Here is a 25,613-nt window from a genome sequence, read left to right as displayed (position 1 = left end):
CATGCTTGCATCGGCAACGATGTCAAGGGGCGCTTCAGTCCAGGCGCAGGGCCCGATTGCACAAGCCACTGCGGCCAGCCAGCTAGAATCGCCCCATGAGCAACGCACCCCCCGATTACCCCACCCTCCAATCCATCGGCTGGCCCTGGCCTGGCCCTGCCGAGGACCCGGCCTGGCAGGCGATCTTTGCCGCGCATCCGCAGGCACTGCCGGCGCGGGTGGTGGAGCAGCACCGCACCGGCTATGTGGTGGCCGATACGCCGGAGGCCAGTCTCAAGGCGGAGTCGTTGCCGGAGTGGCAGCGGCCGCGGTTTCCCAGCCATGAGCGGGCGGCGGTGGGCGATTGGGTGCTGATGGACGGCAAGCGCATCGTGGCCTTGCTGCCGCGGCGCACCTCGATCAAGCGCGGGGCAGCCGGTGAGCATTACCACCAGCAGGTGATCGCGGCCAACATCGATACGGTGTTCATCGTGTGCGGGCTGGATGCGGATTTCAATCCGCGCCGCATCGAGCGCTATCTGCTGCTGGTCGGCGGCGGCGGTGCCGAGCCGGTGGTGGTGCTGACCAAGGCCGATCAGACCGAATACGCTGAGGATGCGTTGGCGGTGCTGGAGGAACTGGAAGCGCAGAACATCGCGTTGCGCGCGGTCAATGCCAAGGATCCCGAGAGCGTGGCTGCGCTTCGGCCGTGGCTGGGCGATGGCCGCACCGCGGTGCTGGTGGGCTCATCGGGCGCCGGCAAGTCGACGCTGACCAACACCTTGCTCGGGTCGCAGAAGATGAAGACCAATGCGGTGCGCGAGAACGATTCGCGCGGCCGGCATACCACCACGCATCGCGCGTTGATTCCGCTGCCGTCCGGTGCTTGCCTGATCGATACGCCCGGCATGCGCGAGCTCAAGCCCACTGGCGAAGAGGACCTGGCCGAGGGCGGTTTCTCGGATGTGGAGGCATTGGCCGCGCAATGCCGCTTCAACGATTGCGCGCATATCGCCGAGCCCGGCTGCGCGGTGCGTGCGGCGATCGAGGCCGATACGCTGGATCCGGAGCGGGTGGCCAACTACATGAAGCTGCGCGTGGAAGTAGCCGCTGCGGCCGAAAAACTCGCCACGCGCCTGGCGCAGAACAACCGGGGCAAGGGATCGGGCCGGCGGCCTGCCAGCGTCGATCGCACCGGGCGCCGCTGAAATGCCGCTGCGCAAGGCGCCGCCGGACATCGTCCATCACGCGGCGCTGGATGTGCGCCTGGTCAAGGCGGTGCGCGGCGTGCGTCTGTTGGCTCTGGCCAGCTGGCCGCGCTCGCTGCAGGAGCCGTTTCTGCAGAGCGTGGCGCGTGGTCAGCCGGAACTGCCGCAGGTGGAGTATCCGGCGCTGGATTTCGGCGATACCCGACGCGAATTGGCGGCGATTGCCAAGGCCGCCGATCCGCATCATCCGCTGGGCGCGTATCTGATCGACTCGGCGCATAGCTGGGGCCTGGCTGCCGGCCTGCTGGAATCGCTGGGCACTACCGCAGTCAGCGATTACTCGGCGCAACTGTTTGGTGTGCCCGACGATCCGATGCCGGGCAACGGCCCGACCACACGCGAGGCGGCGCGGCATTTCATCCAGATTGCGCAGGAACTGGACCGCGAACTGCTGGCGCCCGAAGAACAGGTGCCGGTCTCGGCAACCGCCTTGCGCATGCAGCTGCAGAACGATCTGGACGCGTTCTTCGAAGGCCGCGTCATCACCGTCACCCTGGATCCGGATCTGCTGGCCAAAGCGGCCGCTGGTGCGCATCGCATCCGCTTGCGCAGCGGTGCCACCTTCAGCGATTACGACCGCGCGCAGTTGTTCCATCACGAAGCGCTGGTGCATTCGCTGACCGCACTCAATGGCCGCGCGCAGGTGCATCTGCCCAGCCTGGGGATCTCTTCGCCGCGCACCACGGCCACCCAGGAAGGGCTGGCCACGTTCGCCGAGCAGATCACCGGTAGCATCGACATCGAACGCATGAAGCGCATCAGCCTGCGGATCGAGGCGATTGCGATGGCGCGCTCGGGCGCGGACTTCATCGAGGTGTTCCGCTATTTCACCAGCAGCGGGCAGAGCGCAACCGAAAGTTTTTCCTCGGCGCAACGCGTGTTCCGCGGGGTGCCCACCGCAGGCGGCGGCGCCTTCACCAAGGACACGGTATATCTGCGTGGTTTGGTCGCGGTGCACACGTTCTTCCGGCATTCCCTGCAGCGCGACCAGCTGCAGCTGTGCCGGTACCTGTTTGCCGGCAAGATGGCGCTGGGCGATGTGGCGCGCTTTGCGCCCTTGTTCGACAGCGGCGTGCTGGTTGCACCGCGCTGGCTGCCGCCGTGGGTGAGCCGGGTCAGCGGGCTGGCCGGCATGCTGGCGTTTTCGTTATTCGCCAATCGCATCCGCATGGATCAGCTGCAGCCGCCAGCGATGAATGTCTGAGCATCGTTACGACAGGGTGCAAACACTTGCCGGGTAGATGCGAACACGCACCGCGATTTTAGCGCAGCTGAAACAACCACTGCGTTCGCCGTCAGGCGGTCGCGGCCAATGCTCGGAATCGGCATAGCCACTCGTACACCCCGGTTCCTCCGTGCCGTCCGCACCACCTGTGGACTGCTCGCTACGTGTTGTTAGCGCTCTTGGTAGTCGCGCATCCCTTGCGGATGCAGCGGGCCTCGCAATTGCGTGGCCTGCTGCAAGTGGCGCTGAACCTTATGCATCGCGGCGACGTGTTCTACACGATGTTGCAACGGGCTGATCCACACACTGGTCGCCTCGCCCGAGATGGGCAACGACACGAGGCAATGCGATGAAAATCCTGATGGTGCTCACCTCCCACGACCAGCTCGGCGATACCGGCAAGAAAACCGGCTTCTGGCTGGAAGAATTTGCAGCGCCGTACTACGTGTTCAAGGATGCCGGCGCCGACATCACCCTGGTCTCGCCCAAGGGCGGCCAGTCGCCGCTGGATCCCAAGAGCGACGAGCCCGACGCACAGACCGATGCCACCAAGCGCTTCAAGCAGGACGCCGACGCGCAGCAGGCATTGGCCAGCACGCATCGTCTGGCGGACGTCAAGGCGGAGGACTTCGATGCGGTGTTCTATCCGGGTGGCCACGGACCGTTGTGGGATCTGGCCGAAGACGCGCAGTCGATCGCCTTGATCGAAGCCTTCGCCGCTGCCGACAAACCGCATGCCCTGGTCTGCCACGCGCCGGGCGTACTGCGTCGGGTCAAGGGCAGCGATGGCAAGCCGCTGGTCAATGGCCGCCGCGTCACCGGCTTTACCAATGGCGAAGAAGAGGGCGTTGGCCTGACCAAGATCGTGCCGTTCCTGGTCGAAGACGTGCTGACCGAACTCGGCGGACGTTACGAGAAGGGCGCCGACTGGGGCGTGCATGTGGTGACCGATGGCACGCTGGTGACCGGGCAGAATCCGGCCTCGTCCGAAAAAGCCGCCGAGACGTTGCTCGAGCTGTTGAAGCGCTGATTTTGCGGTTGTCGTGTGGTCGTGCATCGACCGCCGGAGCAAGCCGCGCCTTTTGATTTGGAGCGGCTGACAAAACGTAGCGATTAGTCGTGCAGGTGGGTGCGGACGAGGCGAAGGAGCGGGCATGTACGAGTTGTACATGCCGATGCCGAGCACCGGCCGCACCCACCTGACGGTGAGAGCAGTAGTTTTGTAGCTTTTCTTGAGTCGTGCGTTTTCAGAATGCCGCAGCATTCAGAATGCCGCAGCATCCGAAAGCTCAACGCAATCCAGTCCTCGCAACCAAGCGCACCGACCATCTCGACTGGCGCTTGCCCGCCCACCGTCGCGGGACCTTACGCGGCATGGATGCCGCGTAAGAGCCTACACGGACGTACTTGCGGCGTGTCCTGCGACGGTGGGCGGGCAAGGGCCCTGCAGTCAAGCCGCAGATCGTCTGCTCTGGCAGATCATCTCGCTCTGAAGTGCGATTCAGAACTGCCCCATACCGTTCAGGCACTACGCTCCAACCAGCGCACCGCATAAGCCGGCAGCACCAGCCGCATGTCATCGCTCAGCGATTCGACCGATGCGTCGCTATCATCAGCCAGCAACGTCCATCGGCCATCCCCGATCGCGGCAAGCTCCACCGTCAGCGGCTGATCGCCGAAGTTGTGGACGGCCAAGAAACCATCGCCACGCGTCAACGCAAACAGTCGCGGATCGCCCAGCGCCACACTGCCCAACGCCTGATCGGCAGCGAGTGCAGAAAGCGCAGCACGTTGCCGGATCAATGCACGCAATCGGCGATACACCTTGCCGCTCAAACTATCCGCAGTCTCACGTTGAGCAGCAACCTGCCAATCCATCGCCGGACGATGCAACCAGCGGCCTTCGTGCTGACGGAGCGGGTCGCCTCGATAACTGATGTCGTTGGGCAAGGCGAGTTCGTCGCCCATATAGATCAACGGCACGCCCGGCATTGCAAGCGCGATCGCATAGAGCAGTACCAACCGGTCCACCGCAGTGTCCAACGCCACCGCATCACCTGCCTCCTGCGCCGCCTGAATGCCCGCAAGCGCAGCGGCCATGCCATTGGTGCCATGCACACCGTCGCCACTGCTCTGGAAGCTCTCGCCGCGCGCGTAGCTGCCGGGCACATGGTTGGCATAGAAGCGCGCGACATCGCGTAACGCAAACGGTGGCTGCTCGGCATTGCCGGCCGCTTCATGCTGCAGCACGTTCCAGCCGATATCGTCGTGGCAGCGCACATAGCTCAGCCACGCGCAGTTGTGCGGCAACGGCGGGCTATGCGCGATGACGGTGTGCAGAATGTCGCCGCGTTGCAGCGCCAAGGCCGACCAGCCGGCTGCCATCAGCGTGCTGTGATACGCGAGATGGCACTCGTGTCCCTGATCCGCACCTGTGCCGAAATACGGCGGCAGCTGCGTCATCGGCACGATGGCTTCGGCCTTCATCACCACCGAGGGCGCCACGATGTCAGTGACCGCGCGTAGCGCCACCAGTAAGGTGTGCGCCTCGGGCTGATTCATGCAGTCGGTGCCGGTGCGCTTCCACAGATACGCCGTGGAATCCAGCCGAAATGCTTCCACGCCCAGATTGGCCAGCTGCAGCATCGCCAGCGCCATCTCGCCGAACACCGCCGGGTTGCTCCAGTTCAAATCCCATTGATAGGGATAGAAGGTGGTCCACATCCAGTGCGCGGTGTCGTCCACCCAAGTGAAGTTGCCGGGTGCGGTATGTGGGAAGACCTGCCCCAGCGTGGTTTCGTACTGATCGGGTAGCGCGCGGTCTGCAAAGTGATGGTAGTAATCGAGATAGCGTGCGTCGCCCGCACGCGCCGCCTGTGCCCAGGCGTGATCGTCGGCGGTATGGTTGAGTACGAAATCCGCGCACAGGCTGATGCCGGCCTCGCGCAAACGCGTGGTGAGTGCGATGAGGTCGTCGTTGTTGCCCAGGCTTGGTTCGACCTGGCCGTAATCGCTGACCGCAAAGCCGCCATCGTTGTCGCCGGCGCGCGCACGCAGGAACGGCAGCAAGTGCAGATAGCGCACGCCCAGTTCCTGCAGATACGGCACACGCTCGGCCACGCCTTGCAAGGTGCCGGCGAAGCGATCCACATACGCGCTGTAGCCCAGCATGTGTTGTTCGCCAAACCAGCCGGGCTGACGCGTTGTGTCCAGTTGTTGCAGTGGCTGCGGGCGCTGTTGCGCAGTGTTGCCGAGCGCGCTCAACCACTGCGTCAACCACGACGCATAGTCCGGGCGTTGCCCATACAGCGCTTGCAGCGCGTCGAGCAGACGCGGCGCATGCTGATCGAAGCGCGGCAACAGCGCATTCGCACGCTGCGCATCCAACGGCGCAGCAAAGGCTGCGCGCACTACAGTGAAATCGATGGGGGAGGTGCTCATTGGCAAGCGCCGGTAAGAAGCCGGCGAGGGGTCCTTAGAAGTCGTAGCGCAAGCTGATGCTGGTGGTGCGGCCGGCAATCGAACGCGCGCGGATGATGCCGTTGGCAGGAATCGTGGCTTCCTCGGCTTCGGTCAGGCCAAACGTGTTGAACAGGTTGTTGACGTTGAGCGCGACGGTGAGCGCATCGGTCACGCGGTAATCGCCGAACAGGTTCACCTGGGTATAGCCGGGCATCTTCAGCTGGTTGGAATCCTGGGTGTAGGCATCGGTGGTGCCGATCAGGTTCACGCCGAACTGATAGCCGTCGCCGCGATAGCTGGGCGTCAGCTGCCACACGACATCGGCCTGGCGGCGCGGCACATTGCCGGTGTTTTCCGGGGTGATCTGGTCCCTGGAGATTTCCGCATCGGTCCAGGTCAGGCCGCCGTTGACGGTGAATCCTTCGTAGCGGTAGCTGGCTTCCAGCTCCACACCGTGCGCCTTGTAGCTGCGGTTGAAGAAGCGCTGGCTGGTCACTTCGAAGTTCTGTTCCTGGGTGCGTGCGGAGAACGCGGTCGCAAACAGGCTCAGCCCGTCGCGGCGCCACTTCAAACCGGCTTCGGTCTGGCGGACCACGTTGACGCCTTCGTCGGAAGACACCGAGCCATCGTCGCGGATCACCCCGAACAACAGGCGGTCGGCATTGGCACGTGCACCGCGGCTGACGCGCGCGAACGCGCCCAGGTCGTCGTTGATCAGATAATTGCTGCCCAACGAATACGACAGGTAATTCCAGTCGTAATCCACCGGCCGCGCGTTGGCGGTATCGACCGTGGCCACGCGTTGTTCCACCGGCTGGATCACGCCATCGCCGTTGACGTCCAGGTTCTGTGCGATCGCGGTACCGGAATAGCTGCCGCGTGCATCGCCCATGTCGTAACGCAGGCTGCCGTCGACGCTGAGCTTGCCGCTGTCGAAGGTGAGCGCCACGTAGGGTGCGTTCACGTCGTAGCGCACGTCGTAGCTGCGCGTGTTGCAGCAATCGCCCCAGAACGGCACGCCGTAGGCGTACAAACCGTTTTGCGAGCGCGACACGCCGCCGGCATCGACCACGTTGAGCAGGCGCGAGTCGCGGCCCAGGGTCTGCACGTAGGAGTTCCAGGTCCAGTCCATGTCGATGGTCTGGCGCGAGCTGTAATAGCCCATGCGCAGGGTGAGCGTGCGGTCATCGCCGTCGAACGCGCGCGAGACGCTGAGGTCGTTGGTGACGTTGCCCAGGTCGTTGATCGCCACGTTGAACAGATGCGTGCGGATTGCGTTGCCGGTGTAGGCCTGACCGGCGTCGGGGCCGCTGGCCTGCACCAGTTGCGCGCCAGCGCCGCCGATGGAAGAGGCGAGCGAGGCGGCATCGGTGACTTCGGCCGGGAACGGGCTGACGAAGCGGCCGCTGTTGTCGGCGATGCGGAATTTCTCGCTCAGGTTCCAGCCGTTGCCCAGGTCGAACCAGGCTTCGGCGCCAATGGTGCGCGAGATCGGGTGCATGCCGTCGCCCAGGTCGGTGCGGCGCGGCTGGTTGTTGCCATCCAGGCCCACATCGCTGCGGAAATTGCGGCTATACAAGGTGTCGTTGCCGGGGTCGAAGCCGGCGAAGCCGCCCAGGTCCGGCGAACCGTCGCGGCCGCGCACGGAGGTGGGCACCGGCAGATAGCCGGCGGCGCGGTCGTTGAGGTATTTGCCGTACACACGCACGTAGCCGTTCTCGAACAGGCGGGTGAGGTTGGCCTTGAGCTGGCCACCCTTTTCGGTGGTGTAACCGGCGTCGCGCACGCCATCGCCCTGGCGAAAGAAGCCGCCGATATTGAACTGCCAATGCTCGGCAAACGGTGCGCCGTAGTTGAAGTCCACGCGCGTGCTGTCGTAATCCACGCCGCGGCTCACGCCGACGCTGCCGCCTTCGGTGTCGCCGGTCTTGCTGATGAAGTTGATGATGCCGCCGGGCGCGTTACTGGTGAACGTCGAGGCCGAACCGCCGCGGATCGCTTCGATGCGGTCCATCGTGAAATCCGAACGCAGGAAGATATCCGAGTTGCCGAAGGCGATATCGCCGAACTCCATCACCGGCAAACCGTCTTCCTGCAATTGCAGGAACTTGGCGCCGCCCGAAGCGACGGGGAGGCCGCGCACGGCGATATTGGCGTTGCCTTCGCCACCGCTGGATTCGGAGCGGATGCCGGGAATGTTGCGGAAGATCTCGGCGGTGCTGCGCGGGGCCGATTGCTCGATCGCCTCGGCGCCCACGGTGCTCACCGACACGCTGGACTTCAGCTTGGTGGTGGCGGTGGAGGTGCCGGTGACGAACACCGAATCCAGATTGACCGCGGCGCTGTCGGCAGCCGGCGGGGTGGTGGTTGCGCTGGTGGCGTCCTGCGCCAGCGCGGCAGGCACGCACAGGCAGGAGGCGACCGCGCAGGCCAGGGCATGCAGGCGAAGGGGGTGCAAAGTGGACATCGCGGTTCTCTCTCTCACGAATGGTGGTGTGCCGATATCTGCATCGTCCCCTCCCAGGGAGTGGCCGTGTAGCCTGCAGTGCGAGCGCAGTAATACGCTGCAATACAATCGATTGCAATCCTGCATTGCAGCAATCCAATGCATGCTGGAAGGACAGAATCTTCAAAGCGGAAGTGTGTTGCATCGCAGCGTTACAATCGATTGCATAAGCGTCAGCGTACAGTGCGCTGCGGCCACCGATCGCCGCACCCAAGCTCAGGATCTTGTATGTCGTCGAACGCTCCACCGCTTTCCTTCCTGCGCATCCTGGCGCTCAACGCCGGCTTTTTTGGCGTGCAATACAGCTTCGGGTTGCAGCAGAGCAATATGAGCCCGATCTACAACTATCTGGGTGCCGACCACGCCAGCCTGCCGTACCTGTGGCTGGCCGGGCCGATCACCGGGCTGGTGCTGCAGCCGTTCGTGGGCGCGTGGAGCGACCGCTCGGTGACCCGCTGGGGCCGGCGCATGCCGTACATGGTGCTGGGCGCGCTGGTGTGCAGCCTGTGCCTGCTGGCGATGCCGTTCAGTACCGCGTTGTGGATGGCGGTGTGCCTGCTGTGGATCCTGGATGCGGCCAACAACGTGGCGATGGAGCCGTACCGTGCCCTGGTCAGCGATGTGCTGGCGCCGCCGCAGCGGCCGCTTGGCTATCTCACGCAAAGTGCATTCACCGGTCTTGCGCAGACGCTGGCCTATCTCACCCCACCGTTGCTGGTGTGGCTGGGCATGAATCAGGACGCCGCCAATGCGCACCATATTCCCTACGTCACCATCGCTGCGTTCGTGATCGGCGCGGGATTTTCTGCCGCCTCGATCCTGCTCACCGCGCGCAGCGTGCGCGAGCCGGCGATTGCGCCGGCCGAGATTGCCCGCATGCGCCAGACCGGTGCGGGGTTGGGCGCGACGGTGCGCGAAATCTACGGTGCCTTGCGCGCGATGCCGCTCACGATGCGCCAGCTCGCACCGGTGATGCTGTTCCAGTGGTACGGGATTTTTTGCTACTGGCAATACATCGTGCTGTCGTTGTCGACCACGTTGTTCGGCACCACCGAGGCCAACTCGCATGGCTTCCGCGAGGCGGGACTGGTCAACGGGCAGATCGGCGGGTTCTACAATTTCATCGCCTTTCTGGCAGCATTTGCGATGGTGCCGGTGGTGCGCCGCTTCGGCCCGAAATACACGCATGCGGCCTGTCTGGTCGCTGCCGGGATCGGCATGTGGGTGTTGCCGGGCATCCAGGACCGCTGGCTGATGCTGCTGCCGATGATCGGCATTGGCCTGGCCTGGGCCAGCATGATGGGTAACCCGTATCTGATGCTGGCCGACAGCATCCCGCCCGAGCGCACCGGCGTGTACATGGGCCTGTTCAATCTGTTCATCGTGCTGCCGATGCTGATCCAGATCGTCACCTTGCCGCTGTATTACGAGCGGCTGTTGCACGGCGACCCGCGCAACGTGATCCGTCTTGCCGGCGCGCTGATGTTGGCTGCAGCGGTGGCGATGTTGTGCGTGCGCGTCCGCAAGCCGCGTGCTGCAGTGGTGTAGCGGTGGTTGCAGTCGTCAGCGAACACGTCGGGATAGTTGACGACCTGCGAATCCCCAATCCCCAATCCCCGCTTCAAGCCGACTCGCGCACCACCAGCTTCACCGCCATTTCCACCGATTCCACTGATTCGCCCGCGATCAGTGCCAACAGCCGATCCACCAGCAGGCGTGCCGCAAGCCCCAAGTCCTGCCGCACCGTGGTCAGTGGCGGCTGGCTATAGGCGGCCAGCGGGATGTCGTCGAAGCCCACCAGCGAAATATCCTGCGGCACACGATGGCCGGCTTCGACCAGGGCGCGAATCGCACCGACTGCGATCACATCGGAGGCCGCGAACAGCCCGTCCGGTGGGTCGGTCTTCTTGAGCATTGCGCGGGTCAGGCGGTAGGCGTCTTCGCTGAGGAAGTGGCTGCGCGCATGCAGGCGCGTGTCGAATTCCAGCCCGTGCTGCTCAAGTGCATGCCGATACCCTGCAAAGCGCGGTGCGACCTCGGGCAGTTGATCGTCGCCCAGAAAGGCGATACGGCGACGGCCACTGGCGATCAGATGCTCGGTGGCAATGGCGCCGCCCTGAAAGTTGTCGCTGCCCACGCTGATGTACGACTGCCCTTCGATCTTGCTGCCCCACACCGCCATCGGCAGACCGTCGCGCGCGGCAGCATCCAGCGCATCGTGTTCGGAGCTTTGCCCGAGCACGATCACGCCATCGGAGCGGCTACCGCGTGCGAGTTGTTCCACCCATCCATCCTGATGCCGATCCAGCTTGGACAGCAGCATGCTGTAACCGCGCCCGGTGAGCTCTTCGGCCAGCAACGCCAGCATGGTCATCATGAAGGGATCGGATAACGGCTGATCGAGTGCATGCATCATCGGCACTGCCACGCTCACGGTGTTTGAGCGTTTGGCGCGCAGGCTGCGTGCGATCGGATCGACCTGATAGCCGGCATCGGCGGCAATCTGCTTGATGTAGGCGCGTGTGCGCTCGGCCACCACCGGGCTGCCGGCGAGTGCGCGCGACACGGTGGATTCGGACACGCCCGCCATGCGGGCGATATCGGCCATCTGCGGGCGGGCGCCCGGCGTTGCGCGTTCTGGAGGTTTGACCATGACAACGCGCTGCTTAAAAACCAGAGTGTAATCAGTTCGCGCAGCAGGTGGGTCACTCATCGCAGTGGCGGTTGCTTGCGGGGGATGACCAACTGCAAGCACGCACATCGGTGCAAGCGCACAGCCTGTAGGTTGTGCTTGCCACTCGCCAAGCATGACGCTTCGCAGGAGCAGACAAACGTAGCGAGCACCGGCCGCGCTCATCTGGTGGTGAGCGCAGTAGTTTTTTTGGCCGCGCTAGCCCATGTAGAGGCCGCCGTTGACGGCATAGTCCGCACCGGTCACGTAGGCGGCTTCATCGGAAGCCAGCCACGCGCACAAACCTGCGACTTCTGCAGGTTTGCCGAGCCGGCGCACCGGCACCGAGGTGGCCAGGCGGTCGAGTACGTCGGGCGGAAAGCTGCTGATCGAGGCACTGGCGATATAGCCCGGTGAAATGGTGTTGACGGTGACGCCGCGCGAGGCGACCTCTTGCGCCAACGCGCGACTGAAACCATGCATCGCCGCCTTGGCGGTAGCGAAATTGATCTGCCCGATCTGGCCCTTGTGCGCGCTGACCGAGCCGATATTGACGATGCGTCCCCAGCCGCGCGACGTCATGCCATCGACCACCTGCTTGGTGATGTTGAACAACGAGTGCAGGTTGCTGGCGATCACCGCGTTCCAGTCGTCGCGCGTCATCTGCCGGAACAAGGTGTCGCGGCTACCGCCGGCGTTGTTGACCAGCACATCGATCTCGCCGACCTCGGCCTTGACCTTGGCGAACGCGGCCACGGTGGAATCCCAATCGGCGGCATTGCCCTCGGAGGCAACGAACTCGAAGCCTTGCTCGCGCTGCTCACGCAACCACGAGGTCTTGCGCGGCGAATTGGGTCCGCAACCGGCGACCACGGTATGCCCGCTGCGCGCCAGCTTCTGGCAGATCGCGGTGCCCACACTGCCCATGCCGCTGGTGACGTATGCGATGCGAAGTGTCATTGGTGTAACTCCTTCGGAGTTGGGATTCGGGATTGGGGATGATGGGATTGGCAACAGCGGGCATTGGCGTTCGCTCTGGCTTTTGGCGAATCCCCACTCCCGAATGCCGAATCCCGGCGGGCGTCAGCGCGCCAACGGAAACAAGCCAAACAACAATCCGCCCGCCAACATCAGCATCGAAATCAACACCGCCCACTTCAGCGTGAAGCGTTGATGGTCGGCAAAATCCACCTTGGCCAGGCCAACCAGCAGATAGGTCGAGGGCACCAGGGGGCTGAGCAGATGCACCGGCTGGCCGGCGAGCGAGGCGCGGGCCATTTCCACCGGGGTGATGCCGTAGTGGCCGGCCGCTTCGGACAGGATCGGCAGCACGCCGAAGTAGAACGCGTCGTTGGACATGAAGAACGTAAACGGCATGCTGACGATCGCAGTGATCACCGCCAGATACGGGCCCCAGCTGTCCGGGATCACCGCCAGAAAGCTGCGCGACATCGCCTCGACCATGCCGGTGTTGGACAGGATGCCGGTGAAGATGCCGGCGGCAAAAATCAGCGACACCACCGACAGCACGTTGCCGGCGTGATTGACCAGCCGGCGGCGCTGCTCGGCCAGGTTGGGGTAGTTGATCATCAGCGCCAGCGCAAAGCCGATCATGAACAGCACCGGCATCGGCAGCACCCCGACCACCAGTGCGGCCATCAGCGCCAGGGTCAGGATCAGGTTCACCCACAGCAGCTCGGGCCGCTTCATGTCCTCGGTGTCTTCCACGCGCGGCAACGCGTCGTTTTCCTCCGGCAGGCTGGTGTCCAGCCAGTTGCCGTCGGCCGGCAAGCGCACCACGCCCAGGCGGCGACGTTCGCGCATCCCCAACAGCCAGGCCAGCGCGATGATGCCGGCGATCGCCATCGCCATCGCCGGGACCAGCGGCACGAATACATCGGCCGGATCCACATGCAAGGCGGTAGCGGCGCGCGCGGTGGGGCCGCCCCACGGGGTCAGATTCATCACGCCGCTGGCCAGGATGGTCACGCAGGTGAGGTTGAGCGCGTTCATGCCCAGGCGCTGATACAGCGGCAGCATCGCCGACACGGTGATCATGTAGGTGGTGGAGCCATCGCCATCGAGCGAGATCAGCATCGCCAGGATCGCCGTGCCCATCACGATCTTCAACGGGTCGCCCTTGACCAGGCGCAGGATGCGGCCGACCAGCGGATCGAACAGGCCGGCATCGATCATCACCCCGAAGTAGAGGATGGCGAACATCAGCATCACGCCGGTGGGCGCGATCTTCTTGATGCCTTCGAGCATCATCTCGTTGATGCCGGTGCCGAAGCCGCCCAGCAGCGCGAACACGATCGGCACCGTGATCAGAGCCACCAGCGGCGACAACCGCTTGCTCATGATCAGGTACATGAAGGTGATCACCATTCCGAAACCGAGCGCGGTCAGCATGCGGGAAAATCCTTTGAGACGTACAACAGGGAGAGGATGGGGCGTGCGCATGCAGCGCGGAAGCGATGACGCGTTTGCAGTTGCTGGAAATCTGGCTCGGTCACGAACGACACATCAGAAGTCGTACTGAAAACGGCCGGTCACTGCCAGCGTGTGATCGACCACCGCATCGACCATGCGGTCGCGGTTGCGGCTGTCGATCACATTGAGCATCACGCGCAGATTCGGCTTGAAATACCAGTTGCCGCCCAGCGTCCACGACTGCGTGCTGGCATCGATGAAGTTGGGCTGGCCATCCATATGTTGGTCGCCGCGCATGTAGTCGTAGCGCAAGGCCAGCTCGAACGCGCCGGATGGGCGATTGGGCGTCTTGATGCGGCTGAAACGCCCGGTCTTGCGGTCGTAGCCGCGCGACTCGCCGGTGATGAACCAACTGACCAAGCCGTAGCTAGCCAACACCTTGGCATGCTGCCCGCCATCGTCGAACAGGCCGCCGCTGAATTCGCTCTGCCACGACCACGGGCCCAGTACTTCGGCGTATTCCAGCGACCATTTATCGAAGTCGGTGTCGCGGCCATCGGCAAAGCGCGCCAGCGTGATGCGGCTGTTGTTGGCCAGATCGTTCTCCGGACGTGGACGGATCAGCAACGGCGCCGCACCGCCGCTGCCCGGATGCGAATAGCGCTCGTGCGCCAGCGACACACCCAGGTGGCGCAGCCGCGCCTCGCCCATCTCCGGTGCGAAGGTCAGCCGCGTGCCGAGCGCGCCGCCCTTGGTCGAGGAATTGTCGATGCTTTCCAGGCTGTAGGCCGCGGTGGACCAGGTCGCATCGGGGCGATTGGCCTGCCAGGAGATCGCCTTGCGATAGATCGGCGCCAGCGTGGTGGAGGCATAGCCGCGTTCCAGGAACGGGCCGTAGTTGGAGCCGGTGCGATCGTCCAGCGAGAAGTACTGCTTGAACTGGCCAACGGTCAGCGTACCGGCGGAAAATTTCTTGGCGATATACACATCGCGCGCCAGGATGCCGCGGCTGCCGGATTCGTATTGCAGGCCGGCAAATTCCGCTTCGGCCTTGTAGTTGAAGCCGTAGAACTTGCCCGCCACATCCAGCCACACGCGGCGGAACTGGGTGTCGTTGCGCTCGGGCGTGCCGCGTTCGTCGTTGTCGAACATGGTGAAGTCCCAGTGCACGCGCCCACCCACCTCGGCGGTGACCGGACCGTCGCCATCCGCCGCATGCGCCGCCGGCGCCAGGCAGATCGCGGCGCAGGCGGTGAAGACGCGCAGACGCAGGGTGTCGTTGCTCACAGACCCTCCCAGGTACATGTGTGAATCACGTTCAGCGATGCACCGCACAAGCACGCTGCGGCAGGTTGGCAGCAGCCTAGTCCGGTGAAGCTGTCATGGACCTGTCGTTGGGGCGGGAATGGGGAGTCGGGAATGGGGAATCGCAAGAGCGTTAAGAGCTTTTGTCTTCGCGGCCTGTTACCTTCCGGCCGCAGCCAACCGCCGTTCCGATTCCCCATTCTCCATTCTCGATTCCCCGCCCAATGCGCCTGCTGCTAGTCGAAGACAACGCCGACCTCGCCGATGCCATCGTGCGGCGCATGCGCCGTAGCGGGCATGCGGTGGATTGGCAGGCCGATGGCCTGGCGGCGGCGAGTGTGTTGCGCTATCAGAGCTTCGATCTGGTGGTGCTGGATATCGGCCTGCCCAAGCTGGATGGCTTGCGGGTGCTGGCCGGCATGCGCGAGCGCGGCGATACCACACCGGTGCTGATGCTGACCGCGCGCGATGGCATCGAAGACCGCGTGCAGGCGTTGGATGTCGGCGCGGACGATTACCTGGGCAAGCCGTTCGATTTCCGCGAGTTCGAAGCGCGCTGTCGCGTGCTGCTGCGGCGCAATCGCGGCCAGGCCAGCGAAGTGGTGCAGATCGGCGGTTTCGTGTTCGATAACGCCGCGCACACGCTACTGCTGGACGGCGTGCCAATCGAATTACCGAATCGCGAATACCGGCTGTTCGAAATCCTGATCGGGCGGCTCGGGCAGGTGGTGGGCAAGGACGAGATCGGCAACGGCTTGTTCGGTTTCGACGACGATGCCGGGCCCAATGCGATCGAGCTGTATGTCGGCCGCTTGCGTCGCAAGTTGGCGGGGGCGCCGTTGCGCATCGTCACCGTGCGCGGCGCCGGTTACAAGCTCGAAGAAGCCGACCAGCACGCGCCGGTGGAGTCGGGCGTCGATGGCTGAGCCGCTGCTGGTAGCGCCCTCGATCCGGCGCACCTTGCTGCTGTATCTGGGCAGCCTGTCGCTGCTTGGCGCGGTGGTGCTGTTCTTTGCCGCGCGCGATTACGGCGAGCGGGCGGCCAATCGCTCCTACGACCATCTGCTGGTGTCCTCGGCACTGTCCATCATCGACAGCGTGGCCTTGGTCGGCGGCGACTGGCAGGTGGATCTGCCGTATGCCTCGCTGGATCTGCTCGGCATGGCGCCGGAAGACCGCGTGTTCTATCGCGTGTTCGATGCGCAAGGCCGCACCATCACCGGCGAAGAGAATTTGCCGCTGCCGCCACGCCCGCCCAGCGACGAGCGCCCGCTGTTGTTCGACGCCGACTACAGCGGCGAGCCGGTGCGCTTTGCGGTGGTGATGCATCGGGTGGCATCGGCGTCCGGGCAGGGCGAAGTGCGCGTGCAGGTAGGCCAGACCCGGCGCGCGCGCGATGCGTTGGCGCGCGATGTGGTGCTCAATGCCTTGGTGGCGATCGGCGTGTTGTCGCTGCTCGCCCTGGGCCTGGTGTGGCTGGGCGTGTACCGCGCGTTGCGTCCGTTGCAGCGCATCGAGCGCGATCTGTCGCGGCGCGAGCCCTCCGACCTGAAACCGCTGAGCGTGCCGGCACCGCAGGAAATGCAGTTGATGGTGACCGCGCTCAATCGTTTCATGGCGCGGCTGTCGTCCAGCAACGAAACATTGCGCGCGTTCATGGCCGAAGCCGCGCACCAGATGCGCACGCCCCTGGCTGCCTTGCGCGCGCAGGCGCAGCTGGCGATGGACGAGGACGACCCGCGCGAGATGCAGCGCAGCCTGGTGGCGATCGAGCGCAATGCCAGCCATATGAGCCGGCTGCTCAATCAATTACTCAGCGATGCCAGCGTGATTCACCGCGCCAATCTGCAGCGCTTTGCCACGGTGGATCTGGCCGAGGTCTTGCACAAGGCCTTGCACGAAGCGCTACCGCGTAGCGACAGTGCACCGCGCGCGCACCTGGCGATCGACCCGCAACCGGCGCTGTTGCATGGCGATGCCTTGCTGTTGCGCGAGGCGCTCAAGAACCTGATCGACAACGCCTGCAAGTACGGTGGCGGCGCGCCATTGCAGGTGGCGCTTACCAGCGATGGCAGCCACCACGTCATCACCATCGCCGATCACGGCCCCGGCATTCCCGCAGCCGAAGCCGAGCGCGTGTTCGAGCGTTTCGCGCGCGGGCCGGATGCGCCGGCCGGCGGTGCGGGGCTGGGGCTGGCGATCGTCAAACGCGTGGTCGAGGCGCATGGCGGGCGCATCGATCTGGCCAACCGCGTTGGCGGCGGGCTGATCGCCTCGTTGCATTTTCCTGGAGGGACACGCTGATGCGCGTGCTGTTGCTGATGGTGGTGTTGCTGGCACATGGCATCGCCTGCGCCGCGCCCGGCGATGTACGGCGGTTTCCCGCGCAGGGCCCGATGCAGGCGCAATTGCGCGTGCAGGGCTCCACCGATCTGGAAGTGTTCGGCGCGGTCATCCAGGACTATCAGCGCCTGCATCCGGGCACCGAGGTGATCTACGAAGACGTGATCGCCTGGGACATCTATGCGCGCTATCTGCATCCAGGCAAGGCCACGCCTGCTGCGGACATGCTGATCAGCGCCAGCATGGATCTGCAGACCAAGCTGGTGAACGACGGTCACGCGCTCGCGCACCGCTCCGCACAGACCGAAGCGCTGCCGGCGTGGGCGCAGTGGCGGCACGAGGTGTTCGGCATCAGCTACGAGCCGGTGGCCATCGTCTACAACACCCGCAAGCTGGCGGCCGCACGCGTGCCGCGCACGCGCAGACAGCTGCTGGCCCTGTTGCGCGCGCCCGATGCACCGCTGCGCGGCCGGGTGGGCACCTACGATGTGGAGCGCAGCGGCGTGGGCTATCTGTTCGCCACCCAGGACGGGCAGGTCGGCAGTATCGCCGGCGCGCTGCTGGCCGCGTTGGGCGCGAACCAGGTCAGGCTGGAAGAACGCACGGGCACCTTGCTCGACCGCGTCAGCCGTGGCGAGCTGCTGCTGGCCTACAACGTGCTTGGCTCGTACGCGCAGACGCGCATCGATGCCGGCGCGCCGCTGGGCATCGTGCAGCCGCAGGACTACACGCTGGTGGCGCTGCGCACCGCAGTGATCCCCAAGACCGCGCCGCATGCGCCCGAGGCGCGCAGATTCCTCGACTATCTGCTCTCGCCACGCGGCCAGCAGGTGCTCTCGCGCGAGGCGCGATTGATGCCGATCCTGCCGGCCGCCGGTGGCCGTGGCGGCTCGGCGCAACCGCCGTTCCGCCCGATCCCGCTGGGCCCCGGCCTGCTGGTGTATCTGGACAAACTCAAGCGCCGGCAGTTTCTGGACGCCTGGCGCGCCAGCACGCAGCCGCCGCGCTAGCGCGAGCAATAACACGAGCGGCGATATGCGCTGCGCGTCCGCGCTGCGTGACCGCCAGGGGTGCATGTGCGGGAGCTGGAATCGGCGGTCGCCGCGCATGCGCCGCCGGCGGCGCGCCGCCCTGACACGCGCGCCGCCGTGGCGGTGGACGCTCGGGGACGGAAACAGACACGTCCATGTGCCAGACTTGGCGCATGGCCGATCTCACCATCCTCGTCGCCGACGACCACCCGCTGTTCCGTGCCGCCGTGATCCACGTACTGCAGCAGACCTTGCCGCAGGCCGATGTGGTGGAGGCCTCCAGCGCCGCCACGCTGAGCGCCATGCTGCGCTCGCACCCGCAGGCCGAGCTGGTGCTGCTGGACCTGGCGATGCCGGGCGCACGCGGCTTCTCGGCGCTGTTGCACGTGCGTGGCGAGCATCCGGACATCCCGGTGGTGGTGATCTCCTCCAACGATCACCCGCGCGTGATCCGGCGCGCGCAGCAATTCGGCGCGGCCGGTTTCATTCCCAAATCCACCCCGGCCGAATCGATCGGCACCGCGGTGGCCAGCGTGTTGGAGGGCGGCACCTGGTTCCCGCCGATGACCGCCGAGCGCTCCGAGGCCGACGCGCAGCTGGCCTCCAAACTCGCCCAGCTCACCCCGCAGCAATTCCGCGTCTTGCTGAGCCTGGCCGATGGCCTGCTCAACAAGCAGATCGCGCACGAACTCGGGCTGGCCGAGAACACCGTCAAGGTGCACGTCACCGCGATCCTGAAGAAGCTGGATTGCTACAGCCGCACGCAGGCGGCAGTGCTGGTCAAGGCGCTGGAGCCGGAAGGCGAGGGCTGATCGAATCGGGCCACCGTGCTGATTGTTTTCTTTCGCCGTTCGGCGATGCAGCGCTAGCGCCGTGCGGCGAGTGAGCGGCCAGGCTGCTGAGTGCAGACGTGCATCCGTGCGCATGCAGGCATGCGAACTGGAACGTTGAAATCGGAACGCTCCTGCTGAGCGAGCAGCCAGCAACGAGCGGGATCGCAGGCAATGCGGCACCGGTGCAACAGCACGCTTGCGCAGACCCATCGCGCGCAAGCGTGCAGCCGACGATGCCGCGACAGCATCAAAAATCCAGCGAATATCCCAGCGTAAACGTGCGGCCGCGTCCGGCGAAGTAGCGCAGCGGTTCGACCAGGGCCGATTGCGAGTAGTAGGTGATGTACTGCTTGTCGAACAGATTGGACGCACCCATGCGCACTGCACCGCGCGGCAACGCGTAGTTGAAGGTCGCATCCACCAGCGTGTAGCCGCTGAAGCGCTTGTCGGCCTCGTCGAAGGATTGGCTGAAGGCATGCTGGGCCTGCACGAACGAGGAGAACTTCGGTGTCCACTGCGCCGACCACGAAGCGATCACGCGATTGGGCGCTACGTTGAGGCCATCCAGGCGGGCATCCAGTTGCCCATCGTTGTCGCTGTCGTAGCGGCCACGCGTGTACGCATACGACAGGCGCAGGCGATGCGCCGCATCCAGGCGATACCCCAGGCTGGCGTCCACACCCTGCACGCGGGTTTTCTCGCGGCTCATCATGAAAGCGCCATTGATCGGTACCACGCGCGTGCCCAGATCCGAGTTGGACTGGAAGTAGCTCAGGTCCGCATCGAAGGCGCCACGCGTGAGGCGGGTGCCGGCTTCCACGCTCTTGGTCAGGATCGGTTCCAGCGTGCTCAGGTTGGCCACGCGCGTGCCCGGCGTATTGATCGCGCGCAGCACGCGGCCCACGTCCGGCATGCCGAAGCCTTCGGAATAACTGGTGAAAAAGCTCACACCTTCGAGTGGCGTATAGACCAGGCCGGTGTTGTAGAGGGTCTGGTTGAAGTCGAGCGTGCCGCCTTCGACATCGACCCGGTTGTAGCGCCACAGGGTCTGGTAGCTGTCGATCTTCAACTCGGCTTCTTCGCGGCGCACGCCGGCGTGCAGGTTCAGTTCGGGCAGCAGCTTGTATTCGCCCTGCACGAACAGCGACAGATTGCGGTAGTCCGACTCGGGCACATAGGTGCGTCCGGTGCCGTAGAGATCCTGCTTGCCGGTATCTGCCAGCAGGTCGACGCCGCCGGTGAGCTTGAGCCGGCCATCGAGCAGATCATCCTTGGTCAGGCTGATCTTGCTGCCCCATTTGGACGCGACCGACCGCGATTGGTCGTACAAGCTGCCGACCGGTGCGATGCGCGGGTCCTGAAACGTGGACGAATTGTCGGCGCCGAACAGCCCTTCGAATTCCTGGTTGAATACCATCGCGCTCAGCTGCATGCCGGCCAGATCGTCATCGGTGTACGACAGGCTGGAGGTCAGCACATCGTTCCAGGGCGCGGTGCCTTGCGGGGTGCCGCGCACCGAGGTGGTGGGCAGGCCTTGCGCACGGTTGCCGGCGATGCCGATGTAGTCGTTGTCATTCTTGATGCGATAGCGGTTGACGCTGACGCTCAGGCGCTGCGCATCGGTGAGCGCGTAGCCGAGCTTGGCCAGCACGTCGTAGCTCTTGGAGGTCATCAGGTCGCCCTGGGTGTTGTCGGCACCGATTGGCCGACCTTGTCCATCCACATACAGACCTTGGTCGCTGTAGCTGGCCGAGAGCAGGTAATCGAGCTTGTCCGAGCGGCCGTCCACGCGGTAGCGCGTCTCGACGCTGGTGGTTTCCGCACGCGTTTCCGAGGTGGGGGCGGTGGCCTGCACGTCGACGTGCTGGTTGAGCTCACCGTCCTGCGGACGCCGGGTGATGATGTTGATGGTGCCGCCGGTGGCGCCCAGGCCGTTGATCGCGTTGGCGCCCTGGATCACTTCGATGCGCTCGACCATCGCGTAGTCGATGGTGTGCGCTTCGCGACCGGTGGGGCGGATCGGATTGGACTGCGGCACGCCGTCGATCAGGATCAGCGGCGTGCGCCCGCGCAGGGTTTCGCCGCTGCCGTTCATCTTGCCGCGGCTGGGCGTGTACGAAGGAATCAGGTTGGCGAGCACGTCGGAGGAGTTGCTGGAGATGGTCAGCTGTTGCTGGATCTGCGCCTTGTCGATGATCAGCACCGTCTGCGGCGACTCGGCCACGGTCATGTTGGAGCGCGAGGCGGCAACCACCACCGTGTCCAGCGTATCGGTGACATCCGATTGTGCGGACGCGGTGGCAGAGGCAAGCAGGCAGAGGGTGGCAACGAACGGCATGGCGGCCGATCCATGGGCGGAAAGCTTCATCGAGTAAGAACTCCGAGGCGCGGACGGAGCACGCGACATGCACCGCTACGCAAATTCAAATGAGAATCGTTCTCGATATTGTAGCAGGTGCACTCGTCCCGGTGCCCGGCTGGATCCGCGAGTGCCGGCGTCGCGCCGACACCCCCGCGATTGCTGAGCGGCGATCCTGTAGATCCGCACGCTGCGTTGGCATCGCGCAGCGCGCGCTGGAGCGGGCGATGGGGCTGCCACTCGCCCACCCCACTGACACAAGGCGGTTCCGACAATGCGCTTGCCGAGCGGAGCGGATTGAGACGCCCGTTGCCTCCGGAATGGATGTTATCCGCGTCGCGATCGGTATCAGGGCCGGGGCCTGTAGACGACGATGCCCTGCGTGCGTGCGACGTACTCCATGAACGGCGAGTCCACGACCTTTTCGTTTTCCGGACGCGATGAGGCATTGCGCAACACCGGACCCTGGTCGGTCATGACGAAGATGCCGACATGGCTGACATCCAGCCCGGGCGCCGGCGAGTACCTGCCCACATAGTCGCCGGTGCGCAGTCGCCTAACGACAGTGCTATCCACATCGGCGGCGGGGATGTAGGTGATGGACCGCTGCACCACCGGCAATCCGGGCAGATAGTTGCTGCCGTCAGCTTTGAGATTGAGCGCCTTGTCCACGCTCACGGCCCTGGGGCTGAGCGTGGCGGTGATGTCGTCGGCAAGTTGGTAGGGACGTGCGACCCAGTCCGAAAAGAAGTGCTTGCGCGAGGTGAAGCCGATGATGCCATCGACGTAGCGGGTGAGGATCACGCGATCGACAAAGTCCTGCTGCGAATGGGCGTGGCGCGCCGCTTCGACATAGTCCAGATAGGTGAAGCAATCCAGGCCCCTGAAGTCGATGATCAGCTGCTCCGGCGTGGTGGCCGATCCCTGCAGCATGTTGGCCTGATACGGCGTGCCGAGAAATTCCGCCGAGAGCAGCTTGATCAGATGCCCCGGGCTCAGACCGCGATGCGTGGATGCCTGATGCAGCACGCGATTCAAGGTCTGCAGCGTGGATGGGTCCATCTCCGCGTGCACCGGGCCGGAGGGCTGCACGGTCCTTGATGGCGTGGACGCGTGCGCAGGCAGATCGGCCGCGCAGCCTGCGGCAAGCAACGCGGTCAACATCACGGAGGCAGGTCTGAACATGTGGGCTCCAATTTCCTGGGGGAGAAAAATCGGCAGCTGAGCTATGCACGAAGCAGATCTGCGCAGCGACAGAGGCGCAAGCACTGTAGCGCCATCGCGAATGCACGCTTGAAACGGAACGCACTTCTGTACGCTGAAACGATCCGGCGAAACTCGCAAGACCGTGCGCGGCGCGGAAATCGCTGCATAGGACGCATGCAGCACGGCGCGACATCGTTCGGCCTCTCGGCGGTAAGCAAGCCGACATTGTCGCTACACACCAACCGCAGGCCTAACCTGCCTGTCGATGCTGCTGATTGCGCAGCTCACCCGCGTCGCAACAGTGTTTGCGTCATCAGAGCGCGCAGTGCCGGCGGGCGCACTGGCTTGGACAACAATCCCCAGCCCAGGTCCAGCGCATGCTCGCGCAGCGCGGGGTCGGGTTCTGCGGTGACCAAAATTACCCGCGGTTCGCGTTGCCAGCGTTGCACCAACTGCGGCAGCAAGATGGGGCCGTAGTGCTCGCCCATGCGCACGTCCAGCAGCAGCAGTTCCGGCACCTCGTCGGCGTTGGCGGCGGCCAATGCATCGTCGGGGGCACCGGCAAAATCCACCCGGCATTCCCAGCGTTCGAGCAGGACGCGCGTGGCTTCGCACACGCGTGGCTCATCGTCCACGCACCAGACGCGGCAGCCGTGCAGAATCGGGTCGTTGGCGTTTTCTGCAGTGGTGGTGGGCGGCGGCAATTGCTTGGCGATGGCGGCACGCTCGCCCAGCGGCAGCGTTACCGAAAATACGCTGCCGCTCCCCAGCGTGGAATGCAGGCCGATGCGGTGACCGAGCAGGCGGCCGATACGTTCGACGATGGCAAGCCCCAGACCAGCGCCGCGATCGTTGGCCACGCCGTCGTCCAGGCGGCGGAATTCTTCGAAGATTTCATGCTGCAGTGTTTCGGGAATGCCGGGTCCTTGATCGTGCACTTCGATGCGCAGCCAGCCGCCACGGCGACGACAGCCGATCAGCACCCGCCCACGCGGGGTGTAGCGGATGGCATTGGAGAGAAAGTTCTGCAGGATGCGCCGCAGCAGGTTTTCATCGCTCAACACCACCGCTGAGGTGGGCACCCAATCCAGCACCAGGCCGCGGTCTTCGGCCAGGATCCCGAACTCGCGTGCCAGCGTTTCCAGCAGCGGGGCAATGGCGAAATCGCGCACCTGGGTTTTCAGGCTGCCCGCTTCCAGCCGCGAGATATCCAGCAGGCTGTTGAGGATGGCGTCCTGCGCGGCCAGCGCGCCTTCGATGTTGTCGACCACGCGCGCGCTGCCGGTCTCGCGCACCTGGCCACGCAATACCGAGACGAACATGCGCGCGGCGTTGAGCGGCTGCAGCAGGTCGTGCACGGCCGAGGCGACGAAGCGGGTCTTGTAGCGATTGGCGCTCTCGGCCTCGCGCTTGGCGGCGGCCAGGTCGCGGGTGCGTTCGGCCACGCGGTGTTCCAGCGCGTCGGCCAACGAGCGCAGTTCGCGCGCGGCGTTCTTGTAGCTGGTGATGTCGGCGTAACTGGTGACGAAGCCGCCATCGGGCAGCGGATTGCCGCGGATTTCCAGCACCGTGCCGTCTTCCTTCTCGCTCTCGCGCATATGCGGTTTGCCGCTGCGCAAGTGGTTCAAGCGGCGCTCGATCGCCGCTTCGATCGGTCCGGGACCGAGCAGGCCGCGGCGTGCGTTGAAGCGGAACAGGTCTTCGATCGGGCGGCCGATCTTGAGCAGCTCGGGCGGGAAGCGGAACAGCTCGACATAGCGCGAATTCCACGCCACCAGATTGAGCGCATCGTCGATCACCACCACGCCTTGCGGCAGGTGTTCCAGGCTGCGGCTCAAGCCCGCATTGGCCTGCTGCGCGGCGGTGACCACGCCATCCTGGGCGGTGCGCAGTTCTTCGGCGTGTTGTTGCAGCAGTGTTTCCAGTTCGTCCCGGCTGCGCTGACGCAAAGCCGCCAGCCGCCGCCGTTGCTGCACGAACAACCACAGCAAGGCCAGTGCCAGCGATACACCGGCGGCGGCAATCGCAGCAGCGCGGCCGGCGGCTGCGCTGGCGCGGGTGTCGTGCAGCAGATGCAGGCGCCAGCCGCTTTCGGGCACTTCCAGGGTCTGCCACAGCACCGGGCCGGCGAGCGCTGGCTCGCGCACCTCGGTCAATACGCCACCGTTGCCGGTCTGCTCGATCAGCCGGCGCTGCAACGGCAGCAATCCCTGGTCGGCGTACTGGCGGGTGCTCTGCAATTCGCTGCGATCGCGCAGGCTCAACGGTGCCAGCATGCGGTAGCGCCACTCGGGGCGGCTGGCCAGAAACACCACGTCGTGCGCATCGGAGGCAAGCACGATGTCCGGGGTCTGCAGCCATTCGCGTTCCAGTGCAGCCAGCGCGATCTTGATCACCACCACGCCCTGCACCTGCCCGGCAGAGTCGACGATCGCCTGCGAGAGGAAATACCCCGGCTCGCTGGTGGTCATGCCGATGCCGTAGAAGCTGCCGCTGCCGGTGGCCAGTGCCTGCTGGTAATAAGGGCGGAACGCGTAGTCCACGCCCACATTGCTGCGCGGCGCGCGCCAGTTGCTGGCCGCCAACGCGATACCGCTGCGGTCGATCACCGTCAGCGTGGACGATTGGGTGACGTTGTTGGCGCGTTCGAGTTTGTCGTTGAGCTGTTCCACCTGCGCGGCAGACAACGGCCCGGACACCGCAGCGCGCAGCTCCGGGTCCAGCGCCAGAATCTGGGGCAAGGTGCGATAGCGATCGATACGCTGCTGCAAGGCCTGCGCATACAGCCGCAGCTGACGCCGCACGGTGGCGCTTTCGTCGCGCAAGGCGTTCTGCTCGACAAAATGCCCGGCCGCGAACATGGCCACCAACATGCCGCCCAATACGATGGACAGCGTGAACAGCAGGCGGCGGCGTTGCGAGGCGTACATGCGGCAAGTATGGCGGTGCGCAGGTACATCGCGCAGCTATGGCCGCGGATATCCGCCCCGAC

18 protein-coding genes and 2 other RNA genes are annotated in these 25,613 nt (G+C 64.9%); 9 read left to right on the top strand and 11 right to left on the bottom strand.

All coding sequences use genetic code 11. The features are described 5' to 3' along the window. Window positions 1-95 precede the first annotated feature (95 nt). From rsgA to XcyCFBP4188_RS10950, 3 genes are all read left to right on the top strand, one after another. Complete coding sequence (rsgA, locus tag XcyCFBP4188_RS10960) at window positions 96-1,187, top strand: ribosome small subunit-dependent GTPase A (RefSeq protein WP_104592101.1); 1,092 nt, start codon at window positions 96-98, stop codon at window positions 1,185-1,187. 1 nt (window position 1,188) lies between these two features. Continuing rightward, complete coding sequence (locus XcyCFBP4188_RS10955; RefSeq protein WP_006451985.1) at window positions 1,189-2,451, top strand: flavohemoglobin expression-modulating QEGLA motif protein; 1,263 nt, start codon at window positions 1,189-1,191, stop codon at window positions 2,449-2,451. 123 nt (window positions 2,452-2,574) lie between these two features. Next, window positions 2,575-2,648: non-coding RNA, sX9 sRNA (locus XcyCFBP4188_RS10950), on the top strand. Here XcyCFBP4188_RS10950 and XcyCFBP4188_RS22855 read toward each other — a convergent pair. Then, on the bottom strand, window positions 2,643-2,810 hold the full coding sequence (locus tag XcyCFBP4188_RS22855) for a hypothetical protein (RefSeq protein WP_155767035.1): 168 nt from the start codon (window positions 2,808-2,810) through the stop codon (window positions 2,643-2,645). The two genes, XcyCFBP4188_RS10950 and XcyCFBP4188_RS22855, sit on opposite strands and share 6 nt — an antisense overlap. Window positions 2,811-2,821: 11 nt before the next feature. Between XcyCFBP4188_RS22855 and XcyCFBP4188_RS10945 the strand changes: the two genes are divergently transcribed. Beyond that, window positions 2,822-3,502, top strand: coding sequence for a type 1 glutamine amidotransferase domain-containing protein (locus XcyCFBP4188_RS10945; RefSeq protein WP_104592100.1), 681 nt, complete (start codon window positions 2,822-2,824; stop codon window positions 3,500-3,502). Between the two features lie 64 nt (window positions 3,503-3,566). Here the strand turns inward: XcyCFBP4188_RS10945 and XcyCFBP4188_RS10940 are convergent. The 3 genes from XcyCFBP4188_RS10940 to XcyCFBP4188_RS10930 all read right to left on the bottom strand — a co-directional run bounded on the left by XcyCFBP4188_RS10940 (window position 3,567) and on the right by XcyCFBP4188_RS10930 (window position 8,401). Then, a non-coding RNA gene (locus XcyCFBP4188_RS10940) (sX9 sRNA) lies at window positions 3,567-3,643 on the bottom strand. Window positions 3,644-3,993: 350 nt separating this feature from the next. Continuing rightward, the gene (locus XcyCFBP4188_RS10935; RefSeq protein ID WP_104592099.1) at window positions 3,994-5,913 is read right to left on the bottom strand and encodes an alpha-amylase family protein; all 1,920 of its coding nucleotides are present in this window, start codon (window positions 5,911-5,913) and stop codon (window positions 3,994-3,996) included. A gap of 34 nt (window positions 5,914-5,947) precedes the next feature. Next, complete coding sequence (locus XcyCFBP4188_RS10930; protein WP_167393531.1) at window positions 5,948-8,401, bottom strand: TonB-dependent receptor; 2,454 nt, start codon at window positions 8,399-8,401, stop codon at window positions 5,948-5,950. Window positions 8,402-8,668: 267 nt separating this feature from the next. Here XcyCFBP4188_RS10930 and XcyCFBP4188_RS10925 point away from each other — a divergent pair, with 267 nt between their 5' ends. After that, a complete protein-coding gene (locus XcyCFBP4188_RS10925; protein ID WP_104592097.1) occupies window positions 8,669-9,988 on the top strand; it encodes an MFS transporter in 1,320 nt (439 codons plus the stop codon). A 73-nt stretch (window positions 9,989-10,061) separates the two neighbouring features. Here XcyCFBP4188_RS10925 and XcyCFBP4188_RS10920 read toward each other — a convergent pair whose 3' ends face one another. The 4 genes from XcyCFBP4188_RS10920 to XcyCFBP4188_RS10905 all read right to left on the bottom strand — a co-directional run bounded on the left by XcyCFBP4188_RS10920 (window position 10,062) and on the right by XcyCFBP4188_RS10905 (window position 14,831). After that, window positions 10,062-11,093, bottom strand: coding sequence for a LacI family DNA-binding transcriptional regulator (locus tag XcyCFBP4188_RS10920; protein ID WP_104592096.1), 1,032 nt, complete (start codon window positions 11,091-11,093; stop codon window positions 10,062-10,064). A gap of 237 nt (window positions 11,094-11,330) precedes the next feature. Then, window positions 11,331-12,071, bottom strand: a complete 741-nt coding sequence (phbB, locus tag XcyCFBP4188_RS10915) for an acetoacetyl-CoA reductase (protein WP_023905067.1) — start codon at window positions 12,069-12,071, stop codon at window positions 11,331-11,333. A 123-nt stretch (window positions 12,072-12,194) separates the two neighbouring features. Continuing rightward, window positions 12,195-13,523, bottom strand: a complete 1,329-nt coding sequence (locus XcyCFBP4188_RS10910; protein WP_074058229.1) for a CitMHS family transporter — start codon at window positions 13,521-13,523, stop codon at window positions 12,195-12,197. A 114-nt stretch (window positions 13,524-13,637) separates the two neighbouring features. Continuing rightward, window positions 13,638-14,831, bottom strand: a complete 1,194-nt coding sequence (locus tag XcyCFBP4188_RS10905; protein ID WP_104592095.1) for an OprO/OprP family phosphate-selective porin — start codon at window positions 14,829-14,831, stop codon at window positions 13,638-13,640. A gap of 242 nt (window positions 14,832-15,073) precedes the next feature. Between XcyCFBP4188_RS10905 and XcyCFBP4188_RS10900 the strand changes: the two genes are divergently transcribed. The 4 genes from XcyCFBP4188_RS10900 (at window position 15,074) to XcyCFBP4188_RS10885 (ending at window position 19,035) form a co-directional block, all read left to right on the top strand. After that, window positions 15,074-15,775: a response regulator gene (locus XcyCFBP4188_RS10900; protein WP_104592094.1), complete on the top strand. Its 702-nt coding sequence runs from the start codon at window positions 15,074-15,076 to the stop codon at window positions 15,773-15,775. Then, entirely contained in the window at window positions 15,768-17,153 is a 1,386-nt protein-coding gene (locus tag XcyCFBP4188_RS10895; RefSeq protein WP_104592093.1) for a sensor histidine kinase, read from the top strand. The genes XcyCFBP4188_RS10900 and XcyCFBP4188_RS10895 overlap by 8 nt, the downstream gene beginning before the upstream one ends. Next, window positions 17,153-18,202: an ABC transporter substrate-binding protein gene (locus XcyCFBP4188_RS10890; RefSeq protein ID WP_046932869.1), complete on the top strand. Its 1,050-nt coding sequence runs from the start codon at window positions 17,153-17,155 to the stop codon at window positions 18,200-18,202. Before XcyCFBP4188_RS10895 ends, XcyCFBP4188_RS10890 begins: the two co-directional genes overlap by 1 nt. 194 nt (window positions 18,203-18,396) lie before the next feature. Continuing rightward, window positions 18,397-19,035: a response regulator gene (locus XcyCFBP4188_RS10885; protein ID WP_024938967.1), complete on the top strand. Its 639-nt coding sequence runs from the start codon at window positions 18,397-18,399 to the stop codon at window positions 19,033-19,035. A 268-nt stretch (window positions 19,036-19,303) separates the two neighbouring features. Here the strand turns inward: XcyCFBP4188_RS10885 and XcyCFBP4188_RS10880 are convergent, their stop codons facing one another. The 3 genes from XcyCFBP4188_RS10880 to XcyCFBP4188_RS10870 form a co-directional block, all read right to left on the bottom strand. Then, entirely contained in the window at window positions 19,304-21,424 is a 2,121-nt protein-coding gene (locus XcyCFBP4188_RS10880) for a TonB-dependent receptor (protein WP_233397291.1), read from the bottom strand. A 339-nt stretch (window positions 21,425-21,763) separates the two neighbouring features. Beyond that, window positions 21,764-22,600: a DUF1460 domain-containing protein gene (locus XcyCFBP4188_RS10875; protein WP_104592091.1), complete on the bottom strand. Its 837-nt coding sequence runs from the start codon at window positions 22,598-22,600 to the stop codon at window positions 21,764-21,766. A 305-nt stretch (window positions 22,601-22,905) separates the two neighbouring features. Then, window positions 22,906-25,551 (bottom strand): PAS-domain containing protein, encoded by a 2,646-nt coding sequence (locus tag XcyCFBP4188_RS10870; protein ID WP_104592090.1) that lies wholly within the window; start codon window positions 25,549-25,551, stop codon window positions 22,906-22,908. Window positions 25,552-25,613 lie beyond the last annotated feature (62 nt).

Origin of the sequence: Xanthomonas hortorum pv. cynarae (assembly GCF_002939985.1) — a bacterium.
Lineage (GTDB): Bacteria > Pseudomonadota > Gammaproteobacteria > Xanthomonadales > Xanthomonadaceae > Xanthomonas > Xanthomonas hortorum_D.
This window is presented reverse-complemented; position numbering and strand designations above follow the sequence as displayed.

Excerpts from the sequence above, each read along its gene's own strand:
- rsgA (WP_104592101.1), top strand. The coding sequence starts at position 96 with ATGAGCAACGCACCCCCCGATTACCCCACCCTCCAATCCATCGGCTGG.
- XcyCFBP4188_RS10955 (WP_006451985.1), top strand. The coding sequence starts at position 1,189 with ATGCCGCTGCGCAAGGCGCCGCCGGACATCGTCCATCACGCGGCGCTG.
- XcyCFBP4188_RS10945 (WP_104592100.1), top strand. The coding sequence starts at position 2,822 with ATGAAAATCCTGATGGTGCTCACCTCCCACGACCAGCTCGGCGATACC.
- XcyCFBP4188_RS10935 (WP_104592099.1), bottom strand. The coding sequence starts at position 5,913 with ATGAGCACCTCCCCCATCGATTTCACTGTAGTGCGCGCAGCCTTTGCT.
- XcyCFBP4188_RS10930 (WP_167393531.1), bottom strand. The coding sequence starts at position 8,401 with ATGTCCACTTTGCACCCCCTTCGCCTGCATGCCCTGGCCTGCGCGGTC.
- XcyCFBP4188_RS10925 (WP_104592097.1), top strand. The coding sequence starts at position 8,669 with ATGTCGTCGAACGCTCCACCGCTTTCCTTCCTGCGCATCCTGGCGCTC.
- XcyCFBP4188_RS10920 (WP_104592096.1), bottom strand. The coding sequence starts at position 11,093 with ATGGTCAAACCTCCAGAACGCGCAACGCCGGGCGCCCGCCCGCAGATG.
- phbB (WP_023905067.1), bottom strand. The coding sequence starts at position 12,071 with ATGACACTTCGCATCGCATACGTCACCAGCGGCATGGGCAGTGTGGGC.
- XcyCFBP4188_RS10910 (WP_074058229.1), bottom strand. The coding sequence starts at position 13,523 with ATGCTGACCGCGCTCGGTTTCGGAATGGTGATCACCTTCATGTACCTG.
- XcyCFBP4188_RS10900 (WP_104592094.1), top strand. The coding sequence starts at position 15,074 with ATGCGCCTGCTGCTAGTCGAAGACAACGCCGACCTCGCCGATGCCATC.
- XcyCFBP4188_RS10895 (WP_104592093.1), top strand. The coding sequence starts at position 15,768 with ATGGCTGAGCCGCTGCTGGTAGCGCCCTCGATCCGGCGCACCTTGCTG.
- XcyCFBP4188_RS10890 (WP_046932869.1), top strand. The coding sequence starts at position 17,153 with ATGCGCGTGCTGTTGCTGATGGTGGTGTTGCTGGCACATGGCATCGCC.
- XcyCFBP4188_RS10885 (WP_024938967.1), top strand. The coding sequence starts at position 18,397 with ATGGCCGATCTCACCATCCTCGTCGCCGACGACCACCCGCTGTTCCGT.
- XcyCFBP4188_RS10880 (WP_233397291.1), bottom strand. The coding sequence starts at position 21,424 with ATGAAGCTTTCCGCCCATGGATCGGCCGCCATGCCGTTCGTTGCCACC.
- XcyCFBP4188_RS10875 (WP_104592091.1), bottom strand. The coding sequence starts at position 22,600 with ATGTTCAGACCTGCCTCCGTGATGTTGACCGCGTTGCTTGCCGCAGGC.
- XcyCFBP4188_RS10870 (WP_104592090.1), bottom strand. The coding sequence starts at position 25,551 with ATGTACGCCTCGCAACGCCGCCGCCTGCTGTTCACGCTGTCCATCGTA.